This is a genomic window from Micromonospora sp. ATCC 39149 (genome assembly GCF_000158815.1).
Taxonomy (GTDB): domain Bacteria; phylum Actinomycetota; class Actinomycetes; order Mycobacteriales; family Micromonosporaceae; genus Micromonospora.
In genome coordinates this window covers 5,056,553-5,080,910 of record NZ_GG657738.1, presented here as the reverse complement: position 1 = coordinate 5,080,910, position 24,358 = coordinate 5,056,553, and the positions used below count along the sequence as shown (strand labels likewise).

Here is a 24,358-nt window from a genome sequence, read left to right as displayed (position 1 = left end):
TTCCGGGGGCGCGTTCGGCATCGACGCGGCGGCGCACCGGGGCGCGCTCAACGCCGGTGGGCTGACGGTGGCGGTGCTCGCCTGCGGGATCGACCGGCCGTACCCGATGGGCAACGCCGCACTGTTCGACCGCATCGCCGAGACCGGTTTGCTGGTCAGCGAGTGGATGCCCGGGGCGGAGCCGTTCCGCCCCCGGTTCCTCGTCCGCAACCGGGTGATCGCGGCGGCGACCCGGGGCACGGTGCTGGTGGAGGCGTCGGCGCGCAGCGGCGCCACGCAGACCGTGAACCGGGCCCTCGCCGCCGGCCGGCGTGCCATGGTGGTGCCAGGGCCGGTCACCTCCGCCATGTCTGTCGGTGCCCACGAGCTGCTGCGTGAGCAGCCGTCCGTTCGGCTGGTCACCGGCGTGGCGCACGTGCTGGAGGAGGTCGGGCGGATCGGCGCCGATCTCGCCCCGCCCGCGCGCGCCCCGCAGCGTCCCCGGGACCTGCTCGACGACGAGGCGACACAGGTGCTGGAGTCGATGCCCCGTCGAGGGTCCGTCGGTGTCGACCGGCTGGCCGCCCGCGCCGGCGTGGACGTCCGGACCGCCCTGCGCAAGCTCTCCCTGCTGGAGGAGCTGGGCTTGGTGCGCCGCCGCGACGACGGATACGCGCTGGTCACCGGCTCCGCCCGAGGTGCAGCGGCCGGGCCGTCGTGACCGGGCGGCCACGGCGGGACCGGGGAGTCCCGCGACCCGGGCCGCCGCCGGTCGGGTCAGTCGCCCTCGAAGCGGAGTGCCACGTCATGGTCGCGTAGGCAGCGCCGGGCCAGGGCCACCAGCCGGCGCACCTGTTCCGCCTCCGCCGGGCTCACCGTCAGCTCGCCGAGCCAGCGCAGCTCGGCAAGCAACCCGGGCACCTGCTCGACCGCCACCACCAACTCGCCGCCCGGGTCGAGGCGGTCCAGCAACGGGGTACGCCCACCGCCACGCACCCGCTGGAGCAGGCCCACCAACACGTCGTGCGGGTCGGCAACCACCTGGACGGTGGTGTACGACGACGAGCGACGCCGGCCGGAGCCGGAGTGCAGCAGCCGATAGAGGACGACGTCCAGACCCATGCTCGGTCCCGTCCTTTCTGGGCCGTCCGTCCCGGCGGCCGAACGGCGATCCGGGCGGGGCTGGGTGCGGCCTGGTGGCAACGCTGGCACCGGCGACGTGACAGGCCCAGTCTCCACCCGCCGCCCGCCACCCGGCCAGCACCGGGTCACACCGCCCTGCCCGAAAACTCGCCAACCCGACCCGCCCAGCCCGAGCCGCACGGACCAGCCCGAGCCGCACGGACCAGCCCGAGCCGCACGGCCCCAGCCCGGCGGCACCGCAGCGCCGAGCGACACCGCAGCGCCGAGCGACGCCGTCGAGCCGCCGGCACTGCACCGGCGCGCCCGCCCGCACCGCCCAGCCGGGTGGCCGTCCGCGCGGCACGCACGACGTGCCGGCCCGGGCTCGCCGCCGCATGTGCGGCCGCGACCGGCCCGGCGGCCGTGCGCTCGTAGGCTGGGCCGGTGCGCGCTCGTAGGCTGGGCCGGTGCGAGGCTACGGACGGGCGCGGCGGCGGGTGGCTGGGTTGGGTACGCGGGGCGGCCCCCGTTGAGCCGCGCCGGCACCGACACCAAAGCGACGCACGCGGCCCTGCCGGCGTCGATGCGCGAGGCGGTGGACGACTTCGCCGACCACCTGGCCCGGGTTCGCAACCGCTCGGCGCACACCGTGCGTGCGTACGTCGGCGACCTGGTCTCCCTGCTCGACCACGCCGCCCGGATGGGCTGTACCGCAGTGGCCGACCTAGACCTGGGCATGGTGCGTAGCTGGCTGGCGAAACAGCGCACGACCGGAGCCGCCCGTACCACGATGGCCCGCCGGGCCGCAGCGGCGCGCGCCTTCAGCGCCTGGGCCCACCGCGCCGGGCTGGTCCCCACCGACGTGGCCGCCCCGCTGGCGAGCCCCCGCGCCCACCGGGACCTGCCGACCGTGCTCCGCGCCGACCAGGCAGCCACCCTGATGCGGGCCACGACGTCCCCAGCGGGTCTTGGGAGCGACGGGCCCCTGGAGGGGCCGAATCCTGTCAAGATCTCCCCTGGCGGGGGCGGGGAGCGGGAGGTGGCGCAGGCCCTGGCACTGCGGGACCGCCTTCTGCTCGAACTGCTCTACGCCACCGGCGTACGGGTCAGCGAGGCATGTGGCCTGGACACCGCCGACGTGGACCACAGCCGCCGCGTAGTCCGGGTGCTCGGCAAGGGCTCCCGGGAGCGATCCGTGCCGTACGGGGTGCCGGCGCAGCGCGCCCTCGACGATTGGCTGCAGGCCGGGCGGCCCGTCCTGACCGGTCCGGGTTCCGGGGGCGCACTGCTGCTCGGGGCGCGGGGCGGGCGGCTGCACCCGACGATGGCACGACGGATCGTCGCCGGGTACGCCGAGGCCGCCGGCCTGCCCCGGACCACCCCGCACGGGCTGCGCCACTCGGCCGCCACCCATCTGCTGGAGGGCGGCGCGGACCTGCGGGCGGTGCAGGAGTTGCTGGGTCACTCGTCGCTGGCGAGCACGCAGATCTACACCCACGTGTCGGTTGAGCGACTGCGGGCCGCGTACCGGCAGGCGCACCCGCGCGCCTGAGTACCGCGCCCGGCGAGGGAGCTGCGGGCCCCCGCGCCAGCGCCAGCTCTTCCTCGCCGTCGTCGGCCCGGCTGACGGGAGGGGGCCACCAACCCGTTACGACCCGGTCGTCGTCGCGGGTCGCCGGCGATCGATGTCGGGCTACGATCATGGAATGAGCGCGCCGCCGCCCCCCGAGCCCATTCCCGGCGCCCGGCTGCTCTTCTCGCTGGACCCGGCCGTGAGCCACCTCAACCACGGCTCGTTCGGCGCGGTGCCGGTCAACGTGCAGCGCGCCCAGCAGCGGCTGCGCGACGAGATGGAGGCGAACCCGCTGCGCTTCTTCGGGCTGAGCCTGGTGGACCGGATCACCCACACCCGCCGGCACCTGGCCGCCTTCCTCGGTGCCGACCCGGATGGCACCGCGCTGATCGGCAACGCCACCACCGGCGTCGCCGTGGTGCTCCAATCGCTCGGTCTGCGCCCCGGCGACGAGGTGCTCACCACCGATCACGGTTACGGCGCGGTCGGCTTCTCCATCGACCGGGAGTGCCGGCGCACCGGGGCGACCCGGCGCATCCTGCCGGTGCCGTTGACCGCGACCGACGAGCAGGTCGTCGAGATCATCCGCGCCGGACTGCGCCCCGGCCGAACCAAGCTGCTCGTCGTCGACCAGCTCACCTCCGCCACCGCCCGCCTGTTCCCGGTCACGGCGATCGTCGGGACGGCGCACGCTAACGGGGTGCCGGTGCTCGTCGACGCCGCCCACGCGCCGGGCATGCTGGCGACCCCCGTCGCGAGCGTCGGCGCGGACTTCTGGGTGGGCAACCTGCACAAGTGGGGATACGCCCCGCGCGGCACCGCCGTGCTGGTGGTGACGCCGCCGTGGCGGGACCGGATCGAGCCGCTGGTGGTTTCCTGGGAGCAGGCGGCCGGCTTCCCAGGCAACGTCGAGTGGCAGGCCACCCTGGACTACACCCCGTGGCTCGCGGCGCCCGCCGGCGTCTGGACCCTGCGCAGTCTCGGAGTCGAGCGGGTACGCGCGCACAACGCCGCGCTGGCCTCGTACGGGCAGCGAGTGCTGGGGGACGCGCTGGGGGTCGCGCCGGCCGACCTGCCGGAGCCCGGCGGGCCGACGGTGGCCATGCGGATCGTCCCGCTGCCCGCCGGGCTCGCCACCACCATCGACGCCGCCCGTGCGCTGCGGAACCGGATCGCGGAGGAGTTGTCGGCGGAGGTGGCGGTGATGACCTGGGACGACCGCGGCTGGCTGCGGCTGTGCGGCCAGGTCTACAACGCGCCGCACGAGTACGAGCGCCTCGCCGCGCGGCTGCCGGCGCTGCTCGCTCAGTGCTGACGGGCGGCCAAGGCCGGGGCCGGTCGCGGCGGTTCACCGGTCACCGGTCACCACAGCGGCGGCAGGGGGCATCGCAGCGCCTGGATACCGCCATGTCGCCGCCATCGCGCTCTGCCAGACCGGCGCGCCGCCATCGCGCTCCGCCAGACCGGCGCGCCGCCCCGTGCCCCCGGCCGACGTGGACGCCGGTCAGGGTGGCAGGAGCCGAACGGGGCCAAGGCCGAGCAGGGCAAGCGGGTCCAGGTACTCCTCGCCGCGACGCAGCCCCCAGTGCAGGCAGGTCCCGCCGGGACAGCCCACGTGCCCGGGTCGCAGCTGGCCAAGCGGGACGCCCAGGGCCACCTGGTCACCGGCGCGGACGCCGGGCAGCACCGGCTCGTAGGTGGTCCGCAGCCCGGCGGTGTGCCCGACGGTGACCACGGGACGGCCGGCAACCTGCCCGGCGAAGAGCACCACCCCCGACCCGGCGGCACGCACCACCGCCCCCGGCTCGGCGATGAGATCGACGCCCCGGTGGCCGGGCAGCCACGGTTGCGGGGGCGGCTCGAAGCGCCGGGCCGGTCGCGGCACGCCGTCGAGGGGCCACCGGAACCGGACCGGCACGGCGGCTGTCGCCGGTTCGACCCCGACGGAAGCCACCGGCGCGACGCCCGGCACGGGGCCGGCCGCCGGGTGAGCCGTCGCACGGAGCTGCCCCGCCGGGACGACAGCGCCCGCAGCGAAAGCGGTGGCAGCGAGCGAGGTGGGCTCGGAGCCAGCGGCGAGGGCGATCGCGCAGAGGGTAGCGCCGGCCATCGCCACCGGGGCTGCCCAGGGCCGCCGGCGGGCCGACCCGCCCCGGGCCCAGCCGCCGCCCCGTGCCCCGCCGCCGCCGGAACCGACACCAGCCACGCCAGCCACGCCGGAGCAGGCGCCGCCACCGCCAGAGCCGGTGCCAGCAACCACGCCGGACCCGACGCCGCCACCGCCTGAACCGGAAGCACCAGCCGCGCCCGGACCGACGCCACCCGTGCCTGCGCTCCTGCCCGGGCCAGGACCGCCCGGTTCGTGCCTCGTCCGCATGCCCGGCAGCGTGCCGGAATCCCGCGACACGCGCCACCGCTCACCGCGCGCCTGTGGACAGCCGGCCGCACTGTGGAAAACGCCCGCCCGGCCCGATGATCTGCTATGCCTGGCACCCGCCCGATCCTGGCCGGGTGCGCCGACGGCACCTCGGCCGGCAACCCGCCCGGTGCGCCGGAAACCCGACGACCGGCGAGCACCTCGACGGCCACGGAGAATCAATGACCAATGTGGACGATGTCAGTCACGGGCGGGCCTGGTCCGGGCACGAACCGGTGGTGTCGGTGGAGGTGACCACCGAGAGCGGCGCGACTGGACGCCGGCGGCGCTGGACCCGCCGGCCGGCGGAACGGGGGCATGACGGCGGTGGCGCTTCGAGTGGGTGGCGGTGCCGGGCGGCACGTGCTGGGCACGGGCGACGACACGTCGGGCGGAGCCAGCCGGTCGAGCAGCCGTGGAACCGGGGTGGCTTCGTCAACGACATGGTGCAGCGGGTCGAGGTCATGGTGCCGGCGGAATGAGCCGGTGGGAGGCGGGGCTGTGGAGACGGCCCGAGAACGGGTCAGCGGGAAGGGGCCGTCAGCCGCCGAATCCGGAGTCGGCCGGCAGGGAGATGTCGGGCTTCTCCAGTTCCTCGACGTTGACGTCCTTGAACGTCATCACCCGGACGTTCTTGACGAACCGGGCCGGACGGTACATGTCCCACACCCAGGCGTCGTGCATCTCGACCTCGAAGTAGACCTCGCCGTCGGAGTTGCGCACGTGCAGGTCCACCTGGTTGGCCAGGTAGAAGCGTCGTTCTGTCTCCACCACGTACGAGAACTGGCGGACAATGTCGCGGTACTCCCGGTAGAGCTGGAGTTCCATCTCGGTCTCGTACTTCTCGAGATCTTCCGCGCTCATCGCACTCCGCCTTCCATGACCACATCTTCCCCCACCGGCGCGGGAGGTCGGGGCTGCTCGCCCAACGCCACGCCGACGGTACCCCTTGACGCGCCGAAGCGCTCCATCGGCTCGACCGGCCTCGCACCCACCGGTCGGCGGGATCTGGGTGGCCGCCCGTCCAGGCCCGAGACGGTGGCCACGTTGACGTACGAAAATCGATGCTCCAGGCACGGGCCGTGCTCCCGCAGGGCCGCGGTGTGCTCCGCCGTGATGTAGCCCTTGTGCTCGGCGAAGCCGTAGCCGGGGAACGACGCGTCCAGCTCGACCATGATGCGGTCCCGGGTGACCTTGGCGAGCACGCTGGCCGCCGCGACGCAGGCCGCCACCCGGTCGCCCTTCCACACCGCCAGCCCCGGCACGTCCAGGCCGTCGACGCCGAAGCCGTCGGTCAGCACGTAGTCCGGGCGGGTGGTCAGCGAGGCCAGCGCCCGGCGCATCGCGGCGAGGTTGCACACGTGCAGGCCCCGGGCGTCGACCTCGTCGGCCGGGATCACCACCACCGCGTACGCGAGAGCGCTGGCGACCACCTGGTCGTAGACGCGCTCCCGGCTGGCGGGGGTGAGCAGCTTGGAGTCGGCCAGCCCGTCGATCTCGCCGCGCCGCCCCTCGGGCAGCACCGCCGCGGCGGCGACGAGCGGGCCGGCGCAGGCGCCCCGCCCGGCCTCGTCGGCACCGGCCACGTGCCGGAAGCCACGGCGTTGCAGGGCACGCTCCAGCGCGTACAGCCCGGCCTCGCGGCGCACCACCGTGCGCGGCGGGGTCAGCACGGCGTACCCCCGGCGGTGGACCCGACCCCGGCGGACCCGGCGGGGCCGGATGCGGCCTCGGCGGTGGACACGGACCCGGCGGGGTCGGTCGCCCGGGCCGGTGGGGCCGGCACCTCGGGGGGCGCGGCCAGCACCCGCCGCAGCAGCGCCGGCAGGTCGGCCGGGTAGTAACGCTCGGCAGTGCTGGCCAGTTCGTCGAGCGGCCACCAGCGGTGCCCGGTGATGCAGCCCCGCTCGACGTCGTCGAAGCCCGCGGTGTCCACCTCCCACTCGGCCACCCGGACCAGGAAGAACTGCTGATCCTGCTCGTAGTGGACGCCGTCGAACGGGAACCGGACCCGCTCCCACGACACGGGCTCGCCCAACTCGGCCGGGGTCAGCAGCAGGCCCGTCTCCTCGGCCAACTCCCGGGCGGCACCGGCCGCCGGGGACTCCCCCGGCTCCAGCCCGCCGCCGGGGGTGAACCAGTACTGGTGGTCGGGCCGCGCCGGATCGTGACCAACGAGGAGCAGCACCCGGTCGGCGGCGTCGACAAGCAGCACGCGCGCCGCGCGCCGGGGGGTATAGACCGTCACCGTCCCAGCCTGCCAGACGCGGCCCCCGACGCCCATGCCCACCCGGGAGCCGCTGGGGTCTGGCGGGCGGATCAGGGGTTCGGGACGCCGTCGAACGACTTCGGCACGGTGAGCCACGTGGCCCGGTCCACGGGCCAGAAGACGGTGAACGCGCGCCCGACCACCTGGTCCTCGGGGATGGTGGCGCTGTCGATGTTCTGCCCGGACTGCTGCCAGTGTTCCAGCGAGTCGCCGGACGCCGAGCGGTGGTCGCCCATCACCCACAGCCGCCCCTGCGGCACGGTGATGTCGAACTCCTGGTCGGCCGCCTTGTCATGCTGGCCGTTCGCGGAGAAGATGTACGGCTCGTCGATCGGCTTGCCATTGATCACCAGCCGCTCCTGCGGGTCGCAGCAGACCACGTGGTCGCCGCCGACACCGATCACCCGCTTGATGAAGTCCTCGCCGTCGGGGTTGCCGCTCCACTCGGTGGGCGCCTTGAACACCACCACCTCGCCACGGTGCGGCGACCGGAAGTCGTACACCAGCTTGTTGACCAGCACCCGATCGTTGATTTCGAGGGTGTTCTCCATGGACGGTGACGGGATGTAGAAGGTCTGCAGCACGAAGGCCCGTACCAGCACCGCGACCAGGATCGCCACGCCCAGGAGGATGGGCAGCTCCTTCCAGAAGGAGCCGCTCTTTTTGTCGGTCTGCTCGTCAATCACGGGTGGAGCCTACGTCGCCGGAAGCGGGCCGGCCGTCTGGAACGCGCGAGAACGGACAGCGCAGCCGAGACGGGGACGAGCAGCAGCACACCGCCAGTGCCGGTGGGCCGCACCGGGGCCGGTGACTCCCCGGCCGTCGTGGCGGGCCTGGTGACCGTGGCGAAGGTCTGCGGCACCGGCAGCGACGCCCACCGCGAGGACGGCCAGACCACCGCGAACGCCCGGCCGACGACGTTGTCGATCGGCACCGGCCCCTGGCAGCGGGCGTCCTGGGAGACGAGCCGGTGGTCGCCCATCACGAAGATCTGGCCGGGCGGGACCACCACCTCGTCGAAGCGTCGCGACCGGCACTCGCGGGGGTTCGGCGGCAGGTCCAGCGGCGAGTCCCGGACAACGTACGGCTCGTCGAGCGGTACGTCGTTGACGGTGACCCGGCCCTGCGCGTCGCAGCAGCGCACCCGGTCCCCGGGTAGGCCGATCACCCGCTTGATGAAGTCCTTCTCGCCGGGGCGGCTCACCCCGACCAGGTCACCGATGGTGCGGCCGAACTTGCCGACGATCCCGGGCTCGGGCTCCTGGACCTCCTGGGCGACCCACTTGTCGGTTCCCCGGAAGACCACCACCTCGCCGCGCTGCGGGTCCCGTACGTCGTAGACGACCTTGTTGACCAGCACCCGGTCGCCGATGAGCAGCGTGTCCTCCATGGAGCCGGAGGGGATGAAGAACGCCTGGAGCAGGAAGGTGCGGATCAGCACCGCCAGGCAGAAGGCCACGATCAGCAGCAGCGGCAACTCCTGCCACAGCGGCATCTGCCGGCGGGCACGCCGGTCCCGCCGGCGCCACGGATCGACCGCGCTGCCCTCGTCAAGCGTCCGCACCATGCCACTCCCCGGTTCACAGGAACGCCACTACCGCCCGGGAGCCTCGTCGAGGCCCCACGGGCGGTAGTGGGACGATCCGCGACCGCGGCTGACGCCGCACGCATCGATGCCCGCCTGCGCCCGTACGACCAGCGTAACCGGGGTCGGCTCTTACGACATCCGCGCAGCTCAGGCGGCGTGGCGAGCGGGAAGTCAGCTCGGCTGCTTCTCGCGGCGCTCCTTGATCTTGGCCTTCTTGCCCCGCAGCTCGCGCAGGTAGTAGAGCTTGGCGCGACGCACGGCACCCCGGGTCACGATCTCGATCCGGTCGATCGCCGGGCTGTTCACCGGGTAGGTCCGCTCGACACCCACGCCGAAGCTGACCTTGCGGACCGAGAAGGTCTCGCGCAGGCCGTCGCCCTGGCGGCGGATGACGACGCCCTGGAAGATCTGGACCCGGGACCGGTTGCCCTCGACAACCCGCGCGTGCACCTTGACGGTGTCACCGGCGCGGAATTCGGGGATGTCGACCCGCTTCGACTGGGCGTCAAGGGCGTCCAGGATGTTCATCGCTGCGTCCTCGTGAGGCTCACGGCGCACCGTCAGTCGGTGCGCGAATGGGTGATTCTGATCCCCGGGTGGTGACCGCGGGCGGCCCCGGTCGAGGATCCTCGCATCTGCCCACGGCGCAGGCGGATGCGGCAACCTCCCTACTTTGCCACATCCCCCGCAGGCGGCGGAAATCCGGCCCGGTCCAGGGCCGACCTGTCCCGCTTGTCCAGGCTCGCCGGGTCGAGCGCGGCGAGCAGGTCGGGCCGGCGGGTGGCGGTACGCACCAGCGCCTCGTCGCGCCGCCAGCGGGCGATCCGGCCGTGGTCGCCGGAGCGGAGCACCTCCGGCACCTCGTGGCCGCGCCAGGTCGCCGGCTTGGTGTACATCGGCGCCTCCAGCAGCCCGTGGGCGTGCGACTCCTCGTCCAGCGAGCCGGCGTTGCCGAGCACCCCGGGCAGCAGCCGGGTGACCGCCTCCAGGATCACCAGCACGGCCACCTCGCCGCCGAAGAGCACGTAGTCGCCGAGCGAGACCTCGGTCACCCGCATCCGGGTCGCGGCGTGGTCGAGCACCCGCTGGTCGATGCCCTCGTACCGACCACAGGCGAAGACCAGGTGCGACTCGGCGGCAAGCTCGTGCGCCATGGCCTGGGTGAACGGCTCACCGGCCGGGGACGGCACCAGCAATCGGGGCAGCGTGACGCAGTCCGGGGCCAGTTCGGCCGGGGCGAGGGCATCGAGCGCCTCGCCCCACGGTTCGGGCCGCATCACCATGCCGGGCCCGCCGCCGTACGGCGTGTCGTCGACGGTGCGGTGCACGTCGTGGGTCCAGCCCCGCAGGTCGTGCACGGCCAGCCGCAGCGTCCCGTTGGCCCGGGCCTTGCCGATCAACGACAGGTCGAGCGGGGCGAGGTACTCAGGGAAGATCGACACGACGTCGACGCGCATGCGCAGGTGCTCCAGGACCTAGAGGTCGAGCAGACCGCTGGGCGGGTCCACGACGATGCGCCCGCCGGCGAGGTCGACCTCGGGGACGATCGCCTTGACGAACGGGATCAGCGCGGTGCGCCCCTCGGGGCGGCGCAGCACCAGCAGGTCGGACGCGGGCGCGTGGTCGATCTTGACCACCTCGCCGAGGTGCTCGCCGGCCGGGGTGACCACGGCCAGCCCGACGAGCTGGTGATCGTGGAACTCCTCCGGGTCCTCCGGCGGGGCCACGTCGGCGCTGTCCACCCCGAGCAGGGTGCCGCGCAGCGCCTCGGCGACGTCCCGCTCCAGGATTCCGTCGAAGACGACCAGTAGCCGCCCCTGGTGCCAGCGGGCGGACTCCACGGTCAGCTCGGCCGGGACCCGGAATGGCACACCGGGGCCGGAAGCGGGATTGGCCGGCGGCACCGCGCCCGGCTCGGTAGCGAGTACCGAGCCGGGCGCGAAGCGTGCCTCGGGCTCGTCGGTGCGCACCTCGACGGTGACCTCACCGCGGATGCCGTGCGGCTTGCCGATCCTGCCGACGATGAGCCGCATCAGTACGAGTCGACGATGTCGACGCGCACGCCGCGCCCGCCGATGGAACCGATCACCTGGCGCAACGCCTTGGCGGTCCGGCCGGACCGCCCGATCACCGTGCCGAGGTCCTCCGGGTGCACGCGGACTTCCAGCCGCTTGCCCCGACGGTTGTCGACCAGCCGGACCCGGACGTCGTCCGGGTGGTCGACGATGCCCTTGACCAGGTGCTCAAGCGCCGGACGCAGGGCCATGTCAGGCCTGCTCGCCAGCGCCCGCGGCGGGCTGCTCCTCGGCCTTCGGCGCCTCGACCTTCGGCGCCTCGGCCTCGGCCTTGGCGGCCTTCTTGGCCGGCTTCGCCGGGGCGTCGGCCAGGCCGGCGGCGGCCTTCGCCTCGGCCTCGTACGCCGCCCTGCGGTCGGCCCGCTCGGCGGCGACCTTCAGCGGCGGCGGCGCCGGCAGGCCCTTGAACTTCTGCCAGTCACCGGTCAGCTCCAGCAGGCGCTGCACGGCTTCGCTCGGCTGCGCGCCGACGGACAGCCAGTACTGGACCCGCTCCGACTTGACCTCGATCACCGAAGGGTCTTCCTTCGGCTGGTACACACCGACGAACTCGATCGCGCGACCGTCACGCTTGGAGCGCGAGTCGGCGATGACGATGCGGTACTGCGGGTTGCGGATCTTGCCCATCCGCAGGAGCCGGATCTTTACGGCCACAGTTGTTTCGCTCCTGTTGCGATCTCACCGGCCCGGTCCGGGCGGTGCACGGGTGAGCGCCGACCGGCACAGTGGGGTTGGGCCGGAGACTACTCGGTGGACTGGCGACGCGCCCGGGGTAGAGGGCGCCGGACGCGCGCCGGATACCAGCGGACCATTCTGCCAGATCGAGCCCGGATTCCTCACATCGGCCGGCCGGATCGCCCAACCCCGCCAGCCTAACGCGCACTTCGTACCATTTAATGCGGTTTTTGCCGGCCGGCGGCGGGCGGTGGCGGCGGGCGGGCGGTCCGGGCGGCGGTGGGCAGTCGGCGGCCGGCGGCGGGGTCAGCAGTGGTCCTCCGCGCCACCGGCGCCGCCCAGGCAGACCAGCGATCCCGAGTCCCCGCCCTCGGAGAGGTATGCCGTGGCGATCTGCCCGTCGAAGCCGAGCACGCCGTGGCCCGGGCCGTAGTCGACGCGCACCGTGACGTCGATCTCCAGCACGGTGGCGGTGGTGTACTCGGTGGTGCGTCCGACCTTCTCCACATGGCTGCCGAGGTCCACCCCGGCCGTGACCCCGGGGCCTCCGGGCAGCGTCACGTCGAGCCGGCGCAGCACCTCGTCGATCGGGTTCAGCAGCGTCCGGTTGCAGGAGCCGGCGAAGAGCAGGCCGACCGCCGGATGCTCGGCGGTGGCGACCGGGACGAGGTCGGCCTTCACCCGGTCCACCACGTCGTCGCGGGAGAGCACCTGGGCGATCGCGCCGTCGACGGTGTTGCCGGCCGCCTCCAGCGGCACGAACCGCCGCAGGGTGCCGATCGTGTCGGCCGGGGCCACTCCCCCGTCGTACGGGCCGGGCTGCACGATCGCGTCGCCGACCCGGCCGGCGTCGACGTTCGCCAGCACGTGGTTGTTGCTCAGCAGGCACCACGCGCCGTCAGTGTTGTCGGTGACCAGCGAGCCGAGCGTGCCGGCGGTGACGTCGACGTGCCCGACGCTCACCCCGACGGGCACCGGGCGCTCCCGGCTGGTGAACGCCTGCGCGAAGAACGGGCCGGTCTCCACCACGTCGACCTCGACCGAGTCGCCGCCGACGGCGAGCCGGCGGGGCAGCAGCCGGCTCTGCGGCAGGAACCCCGCCGGCACCTTGCGCACCACGTACACGACGACCGCCGGCTCCTCGGTGCGGCGGCCGGCCACCGCGCGGCGGCCGTAGGCCAGGCCGGTGACGTTGCGGTCGGCGAGCAGCCCGGCCAGCGGCCCCCGGCGGGCCGACCAGTGCAGCGCGCGGGCTTTGACGTCGGTCGGGTCGGTCATGATCCGCCTCCTGGCTGGTGGCACTCAGCGCGGGCCGGCGCGGAACGGCCCGGTCAGCACGAAGTGCAGGTGGACCCCGTCGACGCGCTCCGGCCCGCCGGGCACCAGGGCCGGATCGGTGACGTAGACGGTGATGACGTAGGGGCCGGTCGGATCGGGTCGGCCGATCCCGGCGCCCGAGGCGGAGTACCGCCGGACGATGTCGGCCCGCCGCGCCGCGAGCACCCGCCGGGCCGCGTCGAGCGATCCGGCCCCGGTCACCGCGACCACCGCCGGGAGCCGGCCGCACGGCGTCGGCGACACGCGGCGCCCGGAGTGCGGATATCGAGCCGGTCGGCCATGGCGGCCTCCAAGCGAAGGTGACCTGACCCGACGGTACGCGGCTGAGCTGCACCTTCACCAGCAACTGTCAGAGCCTCGACACGGAAGGTGACGAACGGGCGGAGGCCCGGTCAGCGGGCGGGCGGGCGGTCCCAGCCCGGTGGCAGCGCCTCGGGCACGTCCCACCCGGGCGGCGGGACGAAGTCGCACCAGGTGCCGTCGAACGGGAACTCGCCGGCCTCGGCCCGGGCGATCACCCGCTTCCCCTCGGCCCGGACCGCGGCCTCGTCGGTCACCCAGTAGTCGGCGGGGAAGGCCAGCCGCTCGGCGAACTCCTCCTCGTCCTTCCACTGCCAGCTTCGGTCCGGTCGGATCACCACGTCGAGGTCCTGGTCGACGATGTCCACCCCGGCCACGTCGCCGTCGTCCCAGCGCACACCGGGTTCCTCAAGGTTGACGTACCAGTGGCTGAACCGGCCGTCGGCGTCGGAGAACCACCAGACGGAGTGGGCCTCGCCCACGGGCAGGAACTTCAGCAGCGCCGGCCCGTCCCACCGGCCCAGGGCCAGCCGGTACGACGACGTGATCCACTCGGTGAACGGCACCGCCCGCATGGTGAGCCCGGCCTCGGTCACCTCGTGGGCCCCGGGCGAGTTGCGGGCGATGTAGACCAGCAGGCCGCGCTCGTCGTCGCTGACCACCCGCCCCGCCCGGACCCAGCCGATCCGGCCGTGCCGGACGTTGCGGTGCATGATCAAACGGCCAGGCTCGAAGTACATCCGCCCTCCCCGAGGGTCGACGCCGTGTCGGCTGCGGAGCCGCGCACGGCCACTGCGGCGCTAAAAAGGGGCCCTTCCTATACCGAAAGCGTTAACAGGGGGCCCTTCCTTGCACTCTCAGTAGGCGCGGGCCAGGATGGCGACCAGGTCCGGCTCGTCCTCGGAGTCCGGGACCGAGCCGTCGGCGCGCAGCAGACAGCGCACCGTCACGCCCTGGCCGTTCGCCTCGGCCTCGCCGGCCACCCCGACCGCCGACCACGGCACGCGGGCCCAGCCGGTGGCCGCCGCCTCGATCGCCTCGGCGAGCGTGGCGACCTGCACGGTGCGGGACTCGCGGTGGGCCAGGGCCTGGTCGTGCAGGGCCCGCTGGTCGGTCTCCAGGGCGGCCAGCACCGCGCCTACCACGTCGGCGACCGGGGTCGGGGACTTCGAGCCGTCCGTACGCCGGACCACGACCGCGTTGCCGGCGGCCAAGTCGCGGGGGCCGACCTCGACGCGTACCGGATAGCCGCGCAGCTCGGCGTCGACGGCCCGGCGGCCGAACGGGGTGTCGGTGCGGTCGTCGAGCGCGACCCGCACGCCGGCGTCGCGCAGCGCGTCGCACAGCTTGGCCGCCGCCTCGCCCACGCCGTCGCCGGCCTTGACCACCATGACGTACGCCTGCACGGGCGCCAGCCGCGGCGGGACCCGCAGGCCGTTGTCGTCGCCGTGGGCCATGATCAGGCCGCCGAGCATCCGGGTCGAGGTGCCCCAGGAGGTCGTCCAGGCATGCTCCCGGCCGCCCTCGGCCGAGGAGTAGCTGATGTCGAACGCCTTGGCGAAGTTCTGCCCCAGCTCGTGGCTGGTGCCGAGCTGGAGGGCCTTGCCGTCGCCCATCATGCCCTCGCACGTGTACGTGGCGGTGGCCCCGGCGAAGCGCTCCCGGACGGTCTTGAGGCCCACCACGACCGGGATACCGAGCACGTTGACCATCAGGTCCTCGTACGCCTCGTGCAGGATCCTGCGGGCGTACGCGCGGGCGTCGGAGCTCGTGGCGTGGGCGGTGTGCCCCTCCTGCCAGAGGAACTCGCTGGTCCGCAGGAAGATGCGCGGGCGCAGCTCCCAGCGGACCACGTTCGCCCACTGGTTGAGCAGCAGCGGCAGGTCCCGGTACGAGTCGATCCACTTGGCCATGAACTCGCCGATCACCGTCTCGCTGGTGGGGCGCACCACCACCGGCTCGGCGAGCTGCTTGCCGCCGCCGTGGGTGACCACCGCCAGCTCCGGCGAGAAGCCCTCGACGTGCTCGGCCTCGCGCTTGAGGTAGCTCTCCGGGATGAACAACGGGAAGTACGCGTTCTCCGCGCCGGCCGCCTTGATCCGGGCGTCCATCTCGGCCTGCATCCGCTCCCAGATGGCGTAGCCGGCCGGCCGGATGACCATGGTCCCCCGGACCGGGCCGTTGTCGGCCAGCTTCGCCTTGGCGATCAGGTCCTGGTACCAGCGGGGAAAGTCCTCCGCACGGGGAGTGAGCACGCGCGCCATGACCACACATCCTATGCGCCCCGCCGTGCGACGCCGTCATCGGGCGCACTCGCGCCCACGCCACCGTGCCCGCGCCCCCGCGCTCTGGCTGTAGCGCCCGCGCTCGCGCCCACGCGCCGTCCCGGCGGGGTGACGCCCGGCCGTAGACTTCGACCACCATGGGTGAAGTGAGGGACGCCGCCCGGCAGCGGCTGCGGGACAGCATCGTCGACGCCGCCCGGAGGCAGACGATCGCCGGGGGCTGGGACGGCGTGCGGATGGGCGGGGTGGCCGCGGCGGCCGGGGTGAGCCGGCAGACCGTCTACAACGAGTTCGGCACCAAGGCGGGGCTGGCCGAGGCGCTGGCCCAGCGCGAGGTGAACCGGTTCGTCACCGACGTGCGGGCCCGCCTCGACGAGCACGGCGACGACCTGCGGGCGGCGGCGTACGCGGCGATCGCGCACACCCTCGCGGCGGCGGCCGACAACCCGCTGATCAAGGCGATCCTGACCAGCGCCCGGGGCGGGTCGGACGAGCTGCTGCCGTACCTGACGACCCGGGCCGGACTGGTGCTCACCGAGTCGACCGGCGCGCTGCTGGAGTGGGCCGGCGGCCACCTGCCCGCCGCTGACCCGGCCGCCCTGGCCTTCGCCGCCGACACCATCGTCCGGCTGGTGGTCAGCCACATCGTGCTGCCCCGATCCCCAGTCGAGCAGACCGCCGACGCGCTGGCCACGCTGGCTCTCCGGCTCTTCACGGCCGCCGCCGTCCCGCACTCCTGACCCGGCCCTCGGGTGCGCCGCCCGTCGGGTGGCGCGGAGCGTGGCCCGGCGGCCGTCGGGCCGTGGGATCAGGTGACGACCCGGCCGCGCAGGACGATGCGGGACGGGGTGCGGACCACGCGCAGGTCGCGGCGCGGGTCGGTGGGGTAGACCGTGAGGTCCGCCAGGCCGCCCTCGACCAGGCCGGGGAAGCCGAGCCACTCCCGGGCCCGCCAGGAGGCGGCGGCGAGAACGTCCACCGCCGCCATGCCGGCCCGCTCGTGCAGCAGCAGCATCTCCTCGGCGGCCAGCCCGTGGTCGATGCCGCCGCCGGCGTCCGTGCCGACGTAGATCGGCACCCCCGCCTCGTACGCCGCCCGGACCACGTCGGGGAAGCGGTCGCGCAGGGCGAGCATGTGGTTGGCGTACCCGGGAAACTTCGCGCGGGCCTGCTCGGCGATCCCGCCGAAGGTCCGGATATTGATCATCGTGGGGACCAGGGCGGTGCCCTGCCGGGCCATCAGGTCGATCAGGTCGAGACTCAGCCCGGTGCCGTGCTCGACGGAGTCCACCCCGGCCCGCACCATGATCTCGACGGCGGACTCGGAGAAGGTGTGCACCGCCGCCCGGACCCCGGCGGCGTGCGCGGCGGCGACGGCGGCGGTCATCGTGTCGGCGTCCCAGGCGGGCGCGAGGTCGCCGGCGTCCCGGTCGATCCAGTCGCCGACCAGCTTGACCCAGCCGTTGCCGGCGGCGGCCTGCGCGGCGACGGTGGCGGCCACCTGCGCGGCGTCGACCTCGATCCCGATGCCGCGCAGGTAGCGGCGCGGCGGGGCGACGTGCCGGCCCGCGCGGGCCAGTCGCGGCAGCTCCGGGTCGTCGTCGAGTTCGGGGTACGGGTACGGCGAGCCCGCGTCCCGGATCGCGAGGACCCCGGCCTCGGTGTCCACCCGGGCCGCCACGCGGGCCTGGTCGAGGGAGGTGATCGGAGCACCGCCCCGGGCGATGCCGAGGTGGCAGTGGGCGTCGGTCAGCCCGGGGAGCACGAAGCCCCCGTCGACGATCGTCTTCGCGCCGGGCACCGGTTCGAAGGTCACCCGGTCGCCGACCAGCCACAGGTCCTGGACCTCGTCGTCCGGCAGGAGCACACCCCGCACATGCAGAGCCATGCGCACAGTCCTACCCGATCGCTCGCCGTCCGTGGCGAGCGGGCCGTCCCGGCGGGTGGCCGACTTCGGGGGCAAGTAGCGGACGGACACAGAAGTCCTGCTGCACGGCAGTCGGCGACGGCACGGTCAACCTTCCGTTGATCAGTTCGTACGGAAGGTCCTTCGGCAGGTCGCCGAGGTCGTCGACCGTCCACTCGTGCCGTTCGGGCAGGATGGGCGCTGCGGTCACGACACCTCCCTCCAGGGGGCGACGACCACCCTGAGCACCGACGCCGTCGCCCCGACACGCGTCAGCGGGGACGCTTGTCGTCCTTGCCGAACTTGTTGAAGTCGATCTTCGGGAGCTTGAAGCCGGGCGGCAGACCCTGGCCGCCGGCCAGGTCGTTCGGGTCCAGGCCCGGCGGGAGCTGCGGCATGCCGCCCGGGAACCCGCCCGGCATCCCCCCGACAGCGCCCCGCGCGCCGACGCCGCTCTGCGCACCCCCGCGCGGACGCTGCCCGCCCTTCGTGCCCTTGCGCTTGTTCTTCGGCGACTTGGTCGCCTTGCGCCGGCCGCCGCCGGGCAGGCCCATCATGCCGCCCATCTGCTTCATCATCTTCTGCGCGTCGGCGAAGCGGTTGAGCAGCTGGTTGACGTCCATCACGGTGACGCCCGAGCCGCCGGCGATGCGGGCCCGGCGCGACCCGTTGATGATCTTCGGGTTGGTGCGCTCGGCCGGGGTCATCGACCGGATGATCGCGGTGACCCGGTCGAAGTGCTTGTCGTCCAGCTCGGCAAGCTGGTCCTTCATCTGCCCCATGCCGGGCATCATGGCCAGCACGTTGGCGATCGGGCCCATCCGGCGCACCGCGATGAGCTGGTCGAGGAAGTCCTCCAGGGTGAACTGCTCGCCGCCCATCAGCTTGGCGGTCATCTTCTCCTTCTGATCGGTGTCGAAGGCCGCCTCGGCCTGCTCGATCAGAGTGAGGACATCGCCCATGCCGAGGATCCGGCTGGCCATCCGGTCGGGGTGGAAGACGTCGAAGTCCTCCAGCTTCTCGCCGGTGGAGGCGAAGAGGATCGGCTGCCCGGTCACCTCGCGGACCGACAGCGCGGCGCCGCCCCGGGCGTCGCCGTCGAGCTTCGACAGCACCACGCCGGTGATGCCGACGCCGTCGCGGAACGCCTCGGCGGTGCGCACGGCGTCCTGACCGACCATCGCGTCGATGACGAAGATGACCTCGTCGGGGTTCACCGCGTCGCGGATGTCGGCGGCCTGCCGCATCATCTCGGCGTCGATGCCGAGCCGGCCGGCGGTGTCGACGATGACGATGTCCCGGGCGGCCCGCTTCGCGTGCTCGATCGAGGCCCGGGCCACCTGGACGGGGTCGCCGGTGCCGTTGCCGGGCTCCGGGGCGTACACCTCGACGCCGGCCCGGCCGCCGAGCACCTGGAGCTGCCCGACGGCGTTGGGGCGCTGGAGGTCGGCGGCGACCAGCAGCGGCTGGTGGCCCTGGGCCTTGAGCCAGCGGGCCAGCTTGCCGGCCAGGGTCGTCTTGCCGGAGCCCTGTAGGCCGGCGAGCATGATCACCGTCGGCGGCTGCTTGGCGAACTGCAGCCGTCGCCCCTCGCCGCCGAGGACGTTGATCAGCTCCTCGTTGACGATCTTGACGATCTGCTGCGCCGGGTTCAGCGCCTGGGAGACCTCCGCGCCGCGCGCCCGCTCCTTGACGTTCGCGATGAAGCCCTTGACCACCGGCAGGGCGACGTCGGCCTCCAGCAGCGCCAGGCGGATCTCGCGCGCCGTGGCGTCGATGTCGGCGTCCGTGAGCCGGCCCTTGCCGCGGAGCTTGGTGAAGATCCCGGAGAGGCGGTCACTCAAGGTGTCAAACACGCGAACATCCCGTTTGTCAGTGTTCCGGCGGGCACAACGCGGCCGGGCGCAGGTGTCCGGCCATGGCTAGGGTAGCCCGCCGCCCGCACCCGCGCTCCGGCCCGCCCGCGCTCCCGCGCCGGCCCGGGCCCCGCCCACGCTCCCCGCCCACGCTTGACCGGCGTCGGCCGGCCCCGCCTCGGCTGCGGGCCCACGGGCGCGCTGTTGCAGGGGGCCCCTGCTCTACCAGAAGCGTCACCAAGGGCCCTTCCCTACACGGCGGCGAGGACGGTGGCCTCCAGGCGGGCCCGCTCGTCGTCCGGCGGCCAGCCGCCGACCAGGTAGAACGCGTCCACCACGTCCCCGCCGAGGGTGGAGATCCGGGCCGCGCGGACCTGGGCGCCAGCCTCGTCGAGGGCGCAGGTAACCCGGTACAGCAGGCCGGCCGCGTCGGCGGCGCGCAGCTCCAGCAGCACCGCGTCGGTGGCCGCGTCCCGGTGCCAGACCACCCGGGGCGCCGCGCCGGAGCCGCGCGCGGCCAGGGCCCGCCCCCGCAGCCGCTGGGTGACCGAGACATCCCCGGCGACCGCGCGGCGCAGGTCACCGCCGAGCGCGATCGGGTCGGGCGGCAGGCCGTACCGGGGCTGCACCCGGCACTCGACCAGCGCCCGGCCGTCGACGGTGGAGGCGTCGGCGGAGAGCACCTCCAGCCGGTGCAGGGCCAGGCAGCCGGCCACCGTCGCGAGCAGGCCGCGCCGGTCCGCCGCGGCCACCGCCACCCGGTCCCCGGTCAGGTGTACGACCGGCAGCGGCCCGGGCGAGCAGCGCCGGGTCGGGCGCGGGCGGCGCGGGCAGCACGCCGGTGTCCAGCGCGGTGCGGACCCGGGCGACGAGTTCGGCGACGAGGCGGCCCTTCCAGTCCGACCAGGCGGCCGGGCCGGTGGCCGCCGCGTCGGCGCGGACCAGGGCGTGCAGCAGGTCCAGGGTGGTGCTGTCGCCGACCTGCTCGGCGACCCGGGCGATGGTCACCGGGTCGGACAAATCACGGCGGGTGGCCACGTCGGGCAGGAGCAGGTGCAGCCGGACCAGCGTGCCGATGAGCGCCACCTCCGGCTCGGGCAGGCCGACCCGCGCCACCACCGCCTCGGCCAGCGGCGCGCCCACGGTGCTGTGGTCGGCGCCGCCCTCGGCGGGCAGCCCCTTGCCGATGTCGTGCAGGAACGCCCCGAGCAGCAGCAGGTCCGGCCGGTCCACCTCGCGGGTGTGCCGGCTGGCCTCGTATGCCGTCTGCACCAGGTGCCGGTCGAGGGTGTACCGGTGCACGGGGTTGTGCTGGGGCAGGCTGCGCATCCGGGTCCACTCGGGCAGCCAGCCGTCGATCAGCCCGTACCGGTCGCAGGTTTCCCAGGCGGGGACGAGGCCAGGACCCGCGCCGAGCAGGGTGATGAGGGCGGTGCGGGCGTCCGCCGGCCAGGGCGACGACAGCGGCGGACAGTACGCCGCCAGCCACTCACAGGTGGCGCGGGCGATCGGCAGCCGCGTGGTGGCCGCCGCGGCGGCCATCCGCAGGGACAGGCTCGGGTCGGGGCGCGCGCCGATGGCGGTGCGGGCCAGCACCAGCTCCCCGTCGTGCTCCACGACGTCCCGGGCGACCGGGCGGCGTACCGGGCGGGGGTCGGCGCCCCGGCGGCGGCCGGAGCGCAGCCGGTCGGCGGCCCGCCAGGCGTCGTCGAGGGCGTGGCTGACCGTGCGGGCGTCCCCGGCGACCCGGCGCAGCAGCACGTCACCGTCGTGGGCGGCCACGGCCGCGGAGGCGACGTCGCCCGCCGACTGCCGCAGGCCGAGCCGGGCGGCGACGCCGTCGCGTTCCTGGGCGACCAGCCGGTCGACGCGCCGGCCGACCTGCTCGTGCAGGGCGTCGCGGGTGTCGAGCAGGCGCAGGTGGGCGGCCCGGACGGCGGGGCGCAGCGCGTCGGTGATGCCGGCGGCGGCGATCGCGCGCAGGATGCCCACGTCGCGCAGCCCGCCGGCGGCCTCCTTGAGGTCGCCCTCCAGCAGGAAGGCCAGCTCGCCGTGGGCCTGCCAGCGGGCCTCGGTGATCTCTCGCAGCGCGGGAAGCTGGCGGACGGCGGTACGCCGCCAGTGGTCGGTGGCGGTGCGGGCCAGGGTGTCGGCCAGTTCCCGGTCGCCGGCGACGTACCGGGCGTCGAGCAGGCCGAGGGCGACCTTCACGTCGTCCTGGGCCACCGACAGGGCCTCGGCCAGGGTCCGCACCGAGTGGTCCAGCCGCAGGCCGGCGTCCCAGATCGGGTACCACAGCTTGGAGGCGAGCTCGTCCATGCCGGACACCCCGGCGTGCACGAGCACCAGGTCGAGGTCCCCGTACGGGGCGCACTGCCGCCGCCCGAGCCCACCCACGGCGACCAGCGCGATCCCGGGCCGGTCCGGCAGCAGGGGCGTCAGCCACCGCTCGAACGCCGCGGCCCGCGCCCGCCGCGCGCCCTCCCCGATCCCCCCGGGTGCGCCGACGACCTCGTTGACCAGGGGATACGCGTCACCGTCGCCGGCGCTGTCCGACGCGCTCCCCTTGATCAACGAGGTCATCTACGCAAGCCGGCCTAGAGGGCGTCCAGGCCGCGTTCACCGGTGCGGACCCGGACGACGTCCTCGACGCCGGTCACCCACACCTTGCCGTCGCCGATCTTGCCGGTCCGGGCGGCACCGACGATCGCGTCGACGATCTTCTCGACGTCGATCTCGTCGGTGAGCACCTCCACCCGGATCTTCGGCAGGAACTCGACGGTGTACTCGGCACCCCGGTAGACCTCGGTGTGCCCCTTCTGCCGGCCGTAGCCTTGGACCTCGCTGACGGTCAGCCCGGCCACCCCGAGGGCGTGCAGGGCCTCCTTCACCGCGTCCAGCTGGTACGGCTTGATGACCGCGGTCACCAGCTTCATGTCCAACCCCTCCATCCCAGGAACGTTAACCGGCGACCTTCTCGCTGACCGGCTCGGACTCGTCCGACGCCGGCTTGGTGCCGGCGGCACCGGCCGGCGTTCCGATCCCGGCGAGCGCGAACGCGCTGCCGCCGCCGCTGCCACCGGCCAGGGAGAGGTCGTAACCGCTTTCGGCGTGCTCGGCGAGGTCGATGCCCTCGACCTCGGCCTCGGGCTTGAGGCGGAAGCCGATCGTCTTCTCGATCGCGAAGGCGAGCAGCCAGGCGATTCCGAAGGACCAGACGGTCACGATCAGGCCGGCGATGGCCTGGCGGCCGAGCTGGGTGACGCCGCCGCCGTAGAACAGGCCGTCGGAGGCGCCGACCACGTCGGTGATCGCGGCGTTGACCGAGTTGGTGGCGAACAGGCCGAGCCAGAGCGAGCCGATCCAGCCACCGACGAAGTGCACACCGACCACGTCGAGGGAGTCGTCGTAGCCGAGCTTGTACTTCAGGCTGACGGCGAGCGCGCAGACCGCACCGGCGACGATGCCGAGCAGGACCGACGCCCAGGGGGCGATGAAGCCACAGGCCGGGGTGATGGCGACCAGACCGGCGACCGCGCCGGAGGACGCACCGACCATGGTCGGCTTCTTGTCCTTGATCCACTCCACCGCGAGCCAACCGAGCACCGCCGCGGCGGTGGCGAGCTGGGTGTTGATGAAGGCGAGGCCGGCGACCGAGTCGACGGTCAGCTCCGAGCCGGCGTTGAACCCGAACCAGCCGAACCAGAGCAGGCCCGCGCCGAGCGCGACCAGGGGGATGTTGTGCGGCTTCATGCCCTCGCGGGGCCAGCCGAGCCGCTTGCCGAGCACCAGGGCCACGGCGAGGGCCGCCGCACCGGCGTTGATGTGCACCGCGGTGCCACCGGCGAAGTCCAGCGCGTGGATGTCACCGCCGATGATGCCGCCGCCCCACACCCAGTGCGCGACCGGGAAGTAGACAAGCGTGGCCCACCCGAAGGCGAACACCAGCCAGCCGGCGAACTTGGCCCGGTCGGAGATCGCGCCGCTGATCAGCGCGACGGTGATCACCGCGAAGACCATCTGGAACGCCATGAACACGTAGAGCGGGACCCCGATGCCGCTGGGGTTCTCCGCGGTGGCCCCCCACAGGTCGGTCTCGGCCATGAAGGTCTTGGTGCCGAGGTACGCCCCGGGGTCGCCCCAGAAGCCGTTCACGTCGGTCCCGAAGGCGACGCTGAAACCGTAGAACCACCACAGAACAGAGATGAGCCCAATGGCGGAGAAGCTCATCATCATCATGTTGAGCACGCCCTTGGCCCGGTTGAGCCCGCCGTAGAACAGCGCCAGTCCGGGCGTCATGAGCAGCACGAGCGCGGTCGAAACCAGCAGCCAAACGGTATTGCCGCCGTCGATCGTCGGTGCTTCAGGCACGCTGGCCTCCTAAAGGTGAAGTTCCCTCCTTCGCGGCTTCCGGGGCAGCGTCGCCCGTACGCCGGTTGCGCGGAAGCTTGGTCGCCTCCTGTTTCCTTCAGGGTCACCGCTCGATTTCCAACCTGTGACGCTGTGTTTCGTACATGTGAAGAAACCCTCACCACGGGCGACGCCGGGGCGGGCTTAGCGCAGCGCGTACTCCAGGGCGTGTCGTTCGTAGTCCAACAGGCGCAGATCGCGCATCGGGCGCCGAAGGTGACCTTTGTGCACAATCCGGACGAACGCCGGCTCGCCTGCGGCGGCCATCCGGCGGATGCCCTCTACGTGGTCGACGACGCGCTTGCGGATGGTCCGGACCAGCCGGTGCCGGTCGCGCGGGATCAGCCCGTACGCTTTTAGCGAATTTTTCGCAGCCGGCGCGGCCGTTTTCGGGTGCTTCCAACCGAGGGTGATCGAGTCCCGGTCGGCGAAGATCGGCACCCAGGTCCACGCCGCGTACGCCACGTCGTAGATCCGCGCGCCCGGCGAGGCGAGATCGAAGTCGATCAGCCCGAGGGTGCCGTCCGGCCGCCAGATTCACGTTGTGCGGGGCGGCGTCGTGGTGG

General features: G+C 73.6%; 24 protein-coding genes and 4 pseudogenes. 5 read left to right on the top strand and 23 right to left on the bottom strand.

Translation table 11 applies throughout. The features are described 5' to 3' along the window. Nucleotides 1-689: pseudogene (locus tag MCAG_RS22235) on the top strand (DNA-processing protein DprA); the annotation flags it as partial. 67 nt (nt 690-756) lie between these two features. Here MCAG_RS22235 and MCAG_RS22230 read toward each other — a convergent pair. Beyond that, entirely contained in the window at nt 757-1,101 is a 345-nt protein-coding gene (locus tag MCAG_RS22230; RefSeq protein WP_036374738.1) for a hypothetical protein, read from the bottom strand. A 583-nt stretch (nt 1,102-1,684) separates the two neighbouring features. Here MCAG_RS22230 and MCAG_RS22225 point away from each other — a divergent pair. Both MCAG_RS22225 and MCAG_RS22220 read left to right on the top strand, forming a co-directional pair. Further along, the gene (locus MCAG_RS22225) at nt 1,685-2,653 is read left to right on the top strand and encodes a tyrosine-type recombinase/integrase (RefSeq protein ID WP_085986169.1); all 969 of its coding nucleotides are present in this window, start codon (nt 1,685-1,687) and stop codon (nt 2,651-2,653) included. Nucleotides 2,654-2,807: 154 nt separating this feature from the next. After that, nucleotides 2,808-3,989 carry an aminotransferase class V-fold PLP-dependent enzyme gene (locus tag MCAG_RS22220; protein ID WP_036374735.1) on the top strand — a complete coding sequence of 394 codons (1,182 nt, stop codon included), beginning with the start codon at nt 2,808-2,810 and terminating at the stop codon, nt 3,987-3,989. A gap of 189 nt (nt 3,990-4,178) precedes the next feature. On the opposite strand, the gene MCAG_RS22215 is transcribed toward MCAG_RS22220, so the two are convergent. After that, nucleotides 4,179-4,784 carry a murein hydrolase activator EnvC gene (locus tag MCAG_RS22215; RefSeq protein WP_007075223.1) on the bottom strand — a complete coding sequence of 202 codons (606 nt, stop codon included), beginning with the start codon at nt 4,782-4,784 and terminating at the stop codon, nt 4,179-4,181. A gap of 488 nt (nt 4,785-5,272) precedes the next feature. On the opposite strand from MCAG_RS22215, the gene MCAG_RS22210 reads away from it, so the two are divergent. After that, entirely contained in the window at nt 5,273-5,572 is a 300-nt protein-coding gene (locus MCAG_RS22210) for a hypothetical protein (protein ID WP_036374732.1), read from the top strand. Between the two features lie 58 nt (nt 5,573-5,630). Here MCAG_RS22210 and MCAG_RS22205 read toward each other — a convergent pair whose 3' ends face one another. The 14 genes and pseudogenes from MCAG_RS22205 to proS form a co-directional block, all read right to left on the bottom strand. Further along, complete coding sequence (locus MCAG_RS22205; protein WP_007075222.1) at nt 5,631-5,954, bottom strand: DUF2469 domain-containing protein; 324 nt, start codon at nt 5,952-5,954, stop codon at nt 5,631-5,633. Next, nucleotides 5,951-6,763 (bottom strand): ribonuclease HII, encoded by an 813-nt coding sequence (locus MCAG_RS22200; protein WP_007075221.1) that lies wholly within the window; start codon nt 6,761-6,763, stop codon nt 5,951-5,953. The genes MCAG_RS22205 and MCAG_RS22200 overlap by 4 nt, the downstream gene beginning before the upstream one ends. Beyond that, complete coding sequence (locus MCAG_RS22195) at nt 6,757-7,338, bottom strand: NUDIX hydrolase (RefSeq protein ID WP_083802452.1); 582 nt, start codon at nt 7,336-7,338, stop codon at nt 6,757-6,759. Before MCAG_RS22195 ends, MCAG_RS22200 begins: the two co-directional genes overlap by 7 nt. 71 nt (nt 7,339-7,409) lie before the next feature. Continuing rightward, nucleotides 7,410-8,045, bottom strand: coding sequence for a signal peptidase I (gene lepB / locus MCAG_RS22190; protein WP_007075219.1), 636 nt, complete (start codon nt 8,043-8,045; stop codon nt 7,410-7,412). Between the two features lie 9 nt (nt 8,046-8,054). Then, nucleotides 8,055-8,926: pseudogene (gene lepB, locus MCAG_RS22185) on the bottom strand (signal peptidase I). A gap of 192 nt (nt 8,927-9,118) precedes the next feature. Continuing rightward, the gene (rplS, locus tag MCAG_RS22180; RefSeq protein ID WP_007075217.1) at nt 9,119-9,475 is read right to left on the bottom strand and encodes a 50S ribosomal protein L19; all 357 of its coding nucleotides are present in this window, start codon (nt 9,473-9,475) and stop codon (nt 9,119-9,121) included. Nucleotides 9,476-9,615: 140 nt separating this feature from the next. Next, on the bottom strand, nt 9,616-10,404 hold the full coding sequence (trmD, locus tag MCAG_RS22175; RefSeq protein ID WP_007075216.1) for a tRNA (guanosine(37)-N1)-methyltransferase TrmD: 789 nt from the start codon (nt 10,402-10,404) through the stop codon (nt 9,616-9,618). A gap of 18 nt (nt 10,405-10,422) precedes the next feature. Further along, the gene (rimM, locus tag MCAG_RS22170) at nt 10,423-10,980 is read right to left on the bottom strand and encodes a ribosome maturation factor RimM (protein WP_007075215.1); all 558 of its coding nucleotides are present in this window, start codon (nt 10,978-10,980) and stop codon (nt 10,423-10,425) included. After that, nucleotides 10,980-11,213, bottom strand: coding sequence for an RNA-binding protein (locus MCAG_RS22165; RefSeq protein WP_036374728.1), 234 nt, complete (start codon nt 11,211-11,213; stop codon nt 10,980-10,982). Before MCAG_RS22165 ends, rimM begins: the two co-directional genes overlap by 1 nt. Nucleotide 11,214: 1 nt before the next feature. Continuing rightward, entirely contained in the window at nt 11,215-11,676 is a 462-nt protein-coding gene (gene rpsP, locus MCAG_RS22160) for a 30S ribosomal protein S16 (RefSeq protein ID WP_007075213.1), read from the bottom strand. Nucleotides 11,677-12,003: 327 nt separating this feature from the next. Continuing rightward, nucleotides 12,004-12,975, bottom strand: a complete 972-nt coding sequence (locus tag MCAG_RS29835; RefSeq protein ID WP_050778036.1) for a hypothetical protein — start codon at nt 12,973-12,975, stop codon at nt 12,004-12,006. A 24-nt stretch (nt 12,976-12,999) separates the two neighbouring features. Continuing rightward, complete coding sequence (locus MCAG_RS22150) at nt 13,000-13,236, bottom strand: hypothetical protein (protein WP_232290247.1); 237 nt, start codon at nt 13,234-13,236, stop codon at nt 13,000-13,002. Between the two features lie 191 nt (nt 13,237-13,427). Next, a complete protein-coding gene (locus MCAG_RS22145; protein ID WP_007075210.1) occupies nt 13,428-14,075 on the bottom strand; it encodes a DUF402 domain-containing protein in 648 nt (215 codons plus the stop codon). Nucleotides 14,076-14,192: 117 nt separating this feature from the next. Beyond that, nucleotides 14,193-15,599, bottom strand: coding sequence for a proline--tRNA ligase (gene proS, locus MCAG_RS22140; protein ID WP_007075209.1), 1,407 nt, complete (start codon nt 15,597-15,599; stop codon nt 14,193-14,195). Nucleotides 15,600-15,757: 158 nt separating this feature from the next. Here proS and MCAG_RS22135 point away from each other — a divergent pair, with 158 nt between their 5' ends. Beyond that, entirely contained in the window at nt 15,758-16,360 is a 603-nt protein-coding gene (locus MCAG_RS22135) for a TetR family transcriptional regulator (protein WP_007075208.1), read from the top strand. A 68-nt stretch (nt 16,361-16,428) separates the two neighbouring features. Here MCAG_RS22135 and MCAG_RS22130 read toward each other — a convergent pair whose 3' ends face one another. The 7 genes and pseudogenes from MCAG_RS22130 to MCAG_RS22100 form a co-directional block, all read right to left on the bottom strand. Further along, nucleotides 16,429-17,508: an amidohydrolase family protein gene (locus MCAG_RS22130; protein WP_007075207.1), complete on the bottom strand. Its 1,080-nt coding sequence runs from the start codon at nt 17,506-17,508 to the stop codon at nt 16,429-16,431. 10 nt (nt 17,509-17,518) lie between these two features. Continuing rightward, on the bottom strand, nt 17,519-17,737 hold the full coding sequence (locus MCAG_RS22125) for a hypothetical protein (RefSeq protein ID WP_007075206.1): 219 nt from the start codon (nt 17,735-17,737) through the stop codon (nt 17,519-17,521). A 61-nt stretch (nt 17,738-17,798) separates the two neighbouring features. Continuing rightward, complete coding sequence (ffh, locus tag MCAG_RS22120; protein ID WP_007075205.1) at nt 17,799-19,382, bottom strand: signal recognition particle protein; 1,584 nt, start codon at nt 19,380-19,382, stop codon at nt 17,799-17,801. Between the two features lie 251 nt (nt 19,383-19,633). Beyond that, nucleotides 19,634-21,965 (bottom strand): annotated as a pseudogene (locus tag MCAG_RS22115) ([protein-PII] uridylyltransferase). A gap of 14 nt (nt 21,966-21,979) precedes the next feature. After that, a complete protein-coding gene (locus MCAG_RS22110; protein ID WP_176734061.1) occupies nt 21,980-22,318 on the bottom strand; it encodes a P-II family nitrogen regulator in 339 nt (112 codons plus the stop codon). Nucleotides 22,319-22,343: 25 nt separating this feature from the next. Continuing rightward, nucleotides 22,344-23,753 (bottom strand): ammonium transporter, encoded by a 1,410-nt coding sequence (locus MCAG_RS22105; protein WP_007075202.1) that lies wholly within the window; start codon nt 23,751-23,753, stop codon nt 22,344-22,346. Nucleotides 23,754-23,936: 183 nt separating this feature from the next. Continuing rightward, nucleotides 23,937-24,358: pseudogene (locus tag MCAG_RS22100) on the bottom strand (phosphotransferase); the annotation flags it as partial.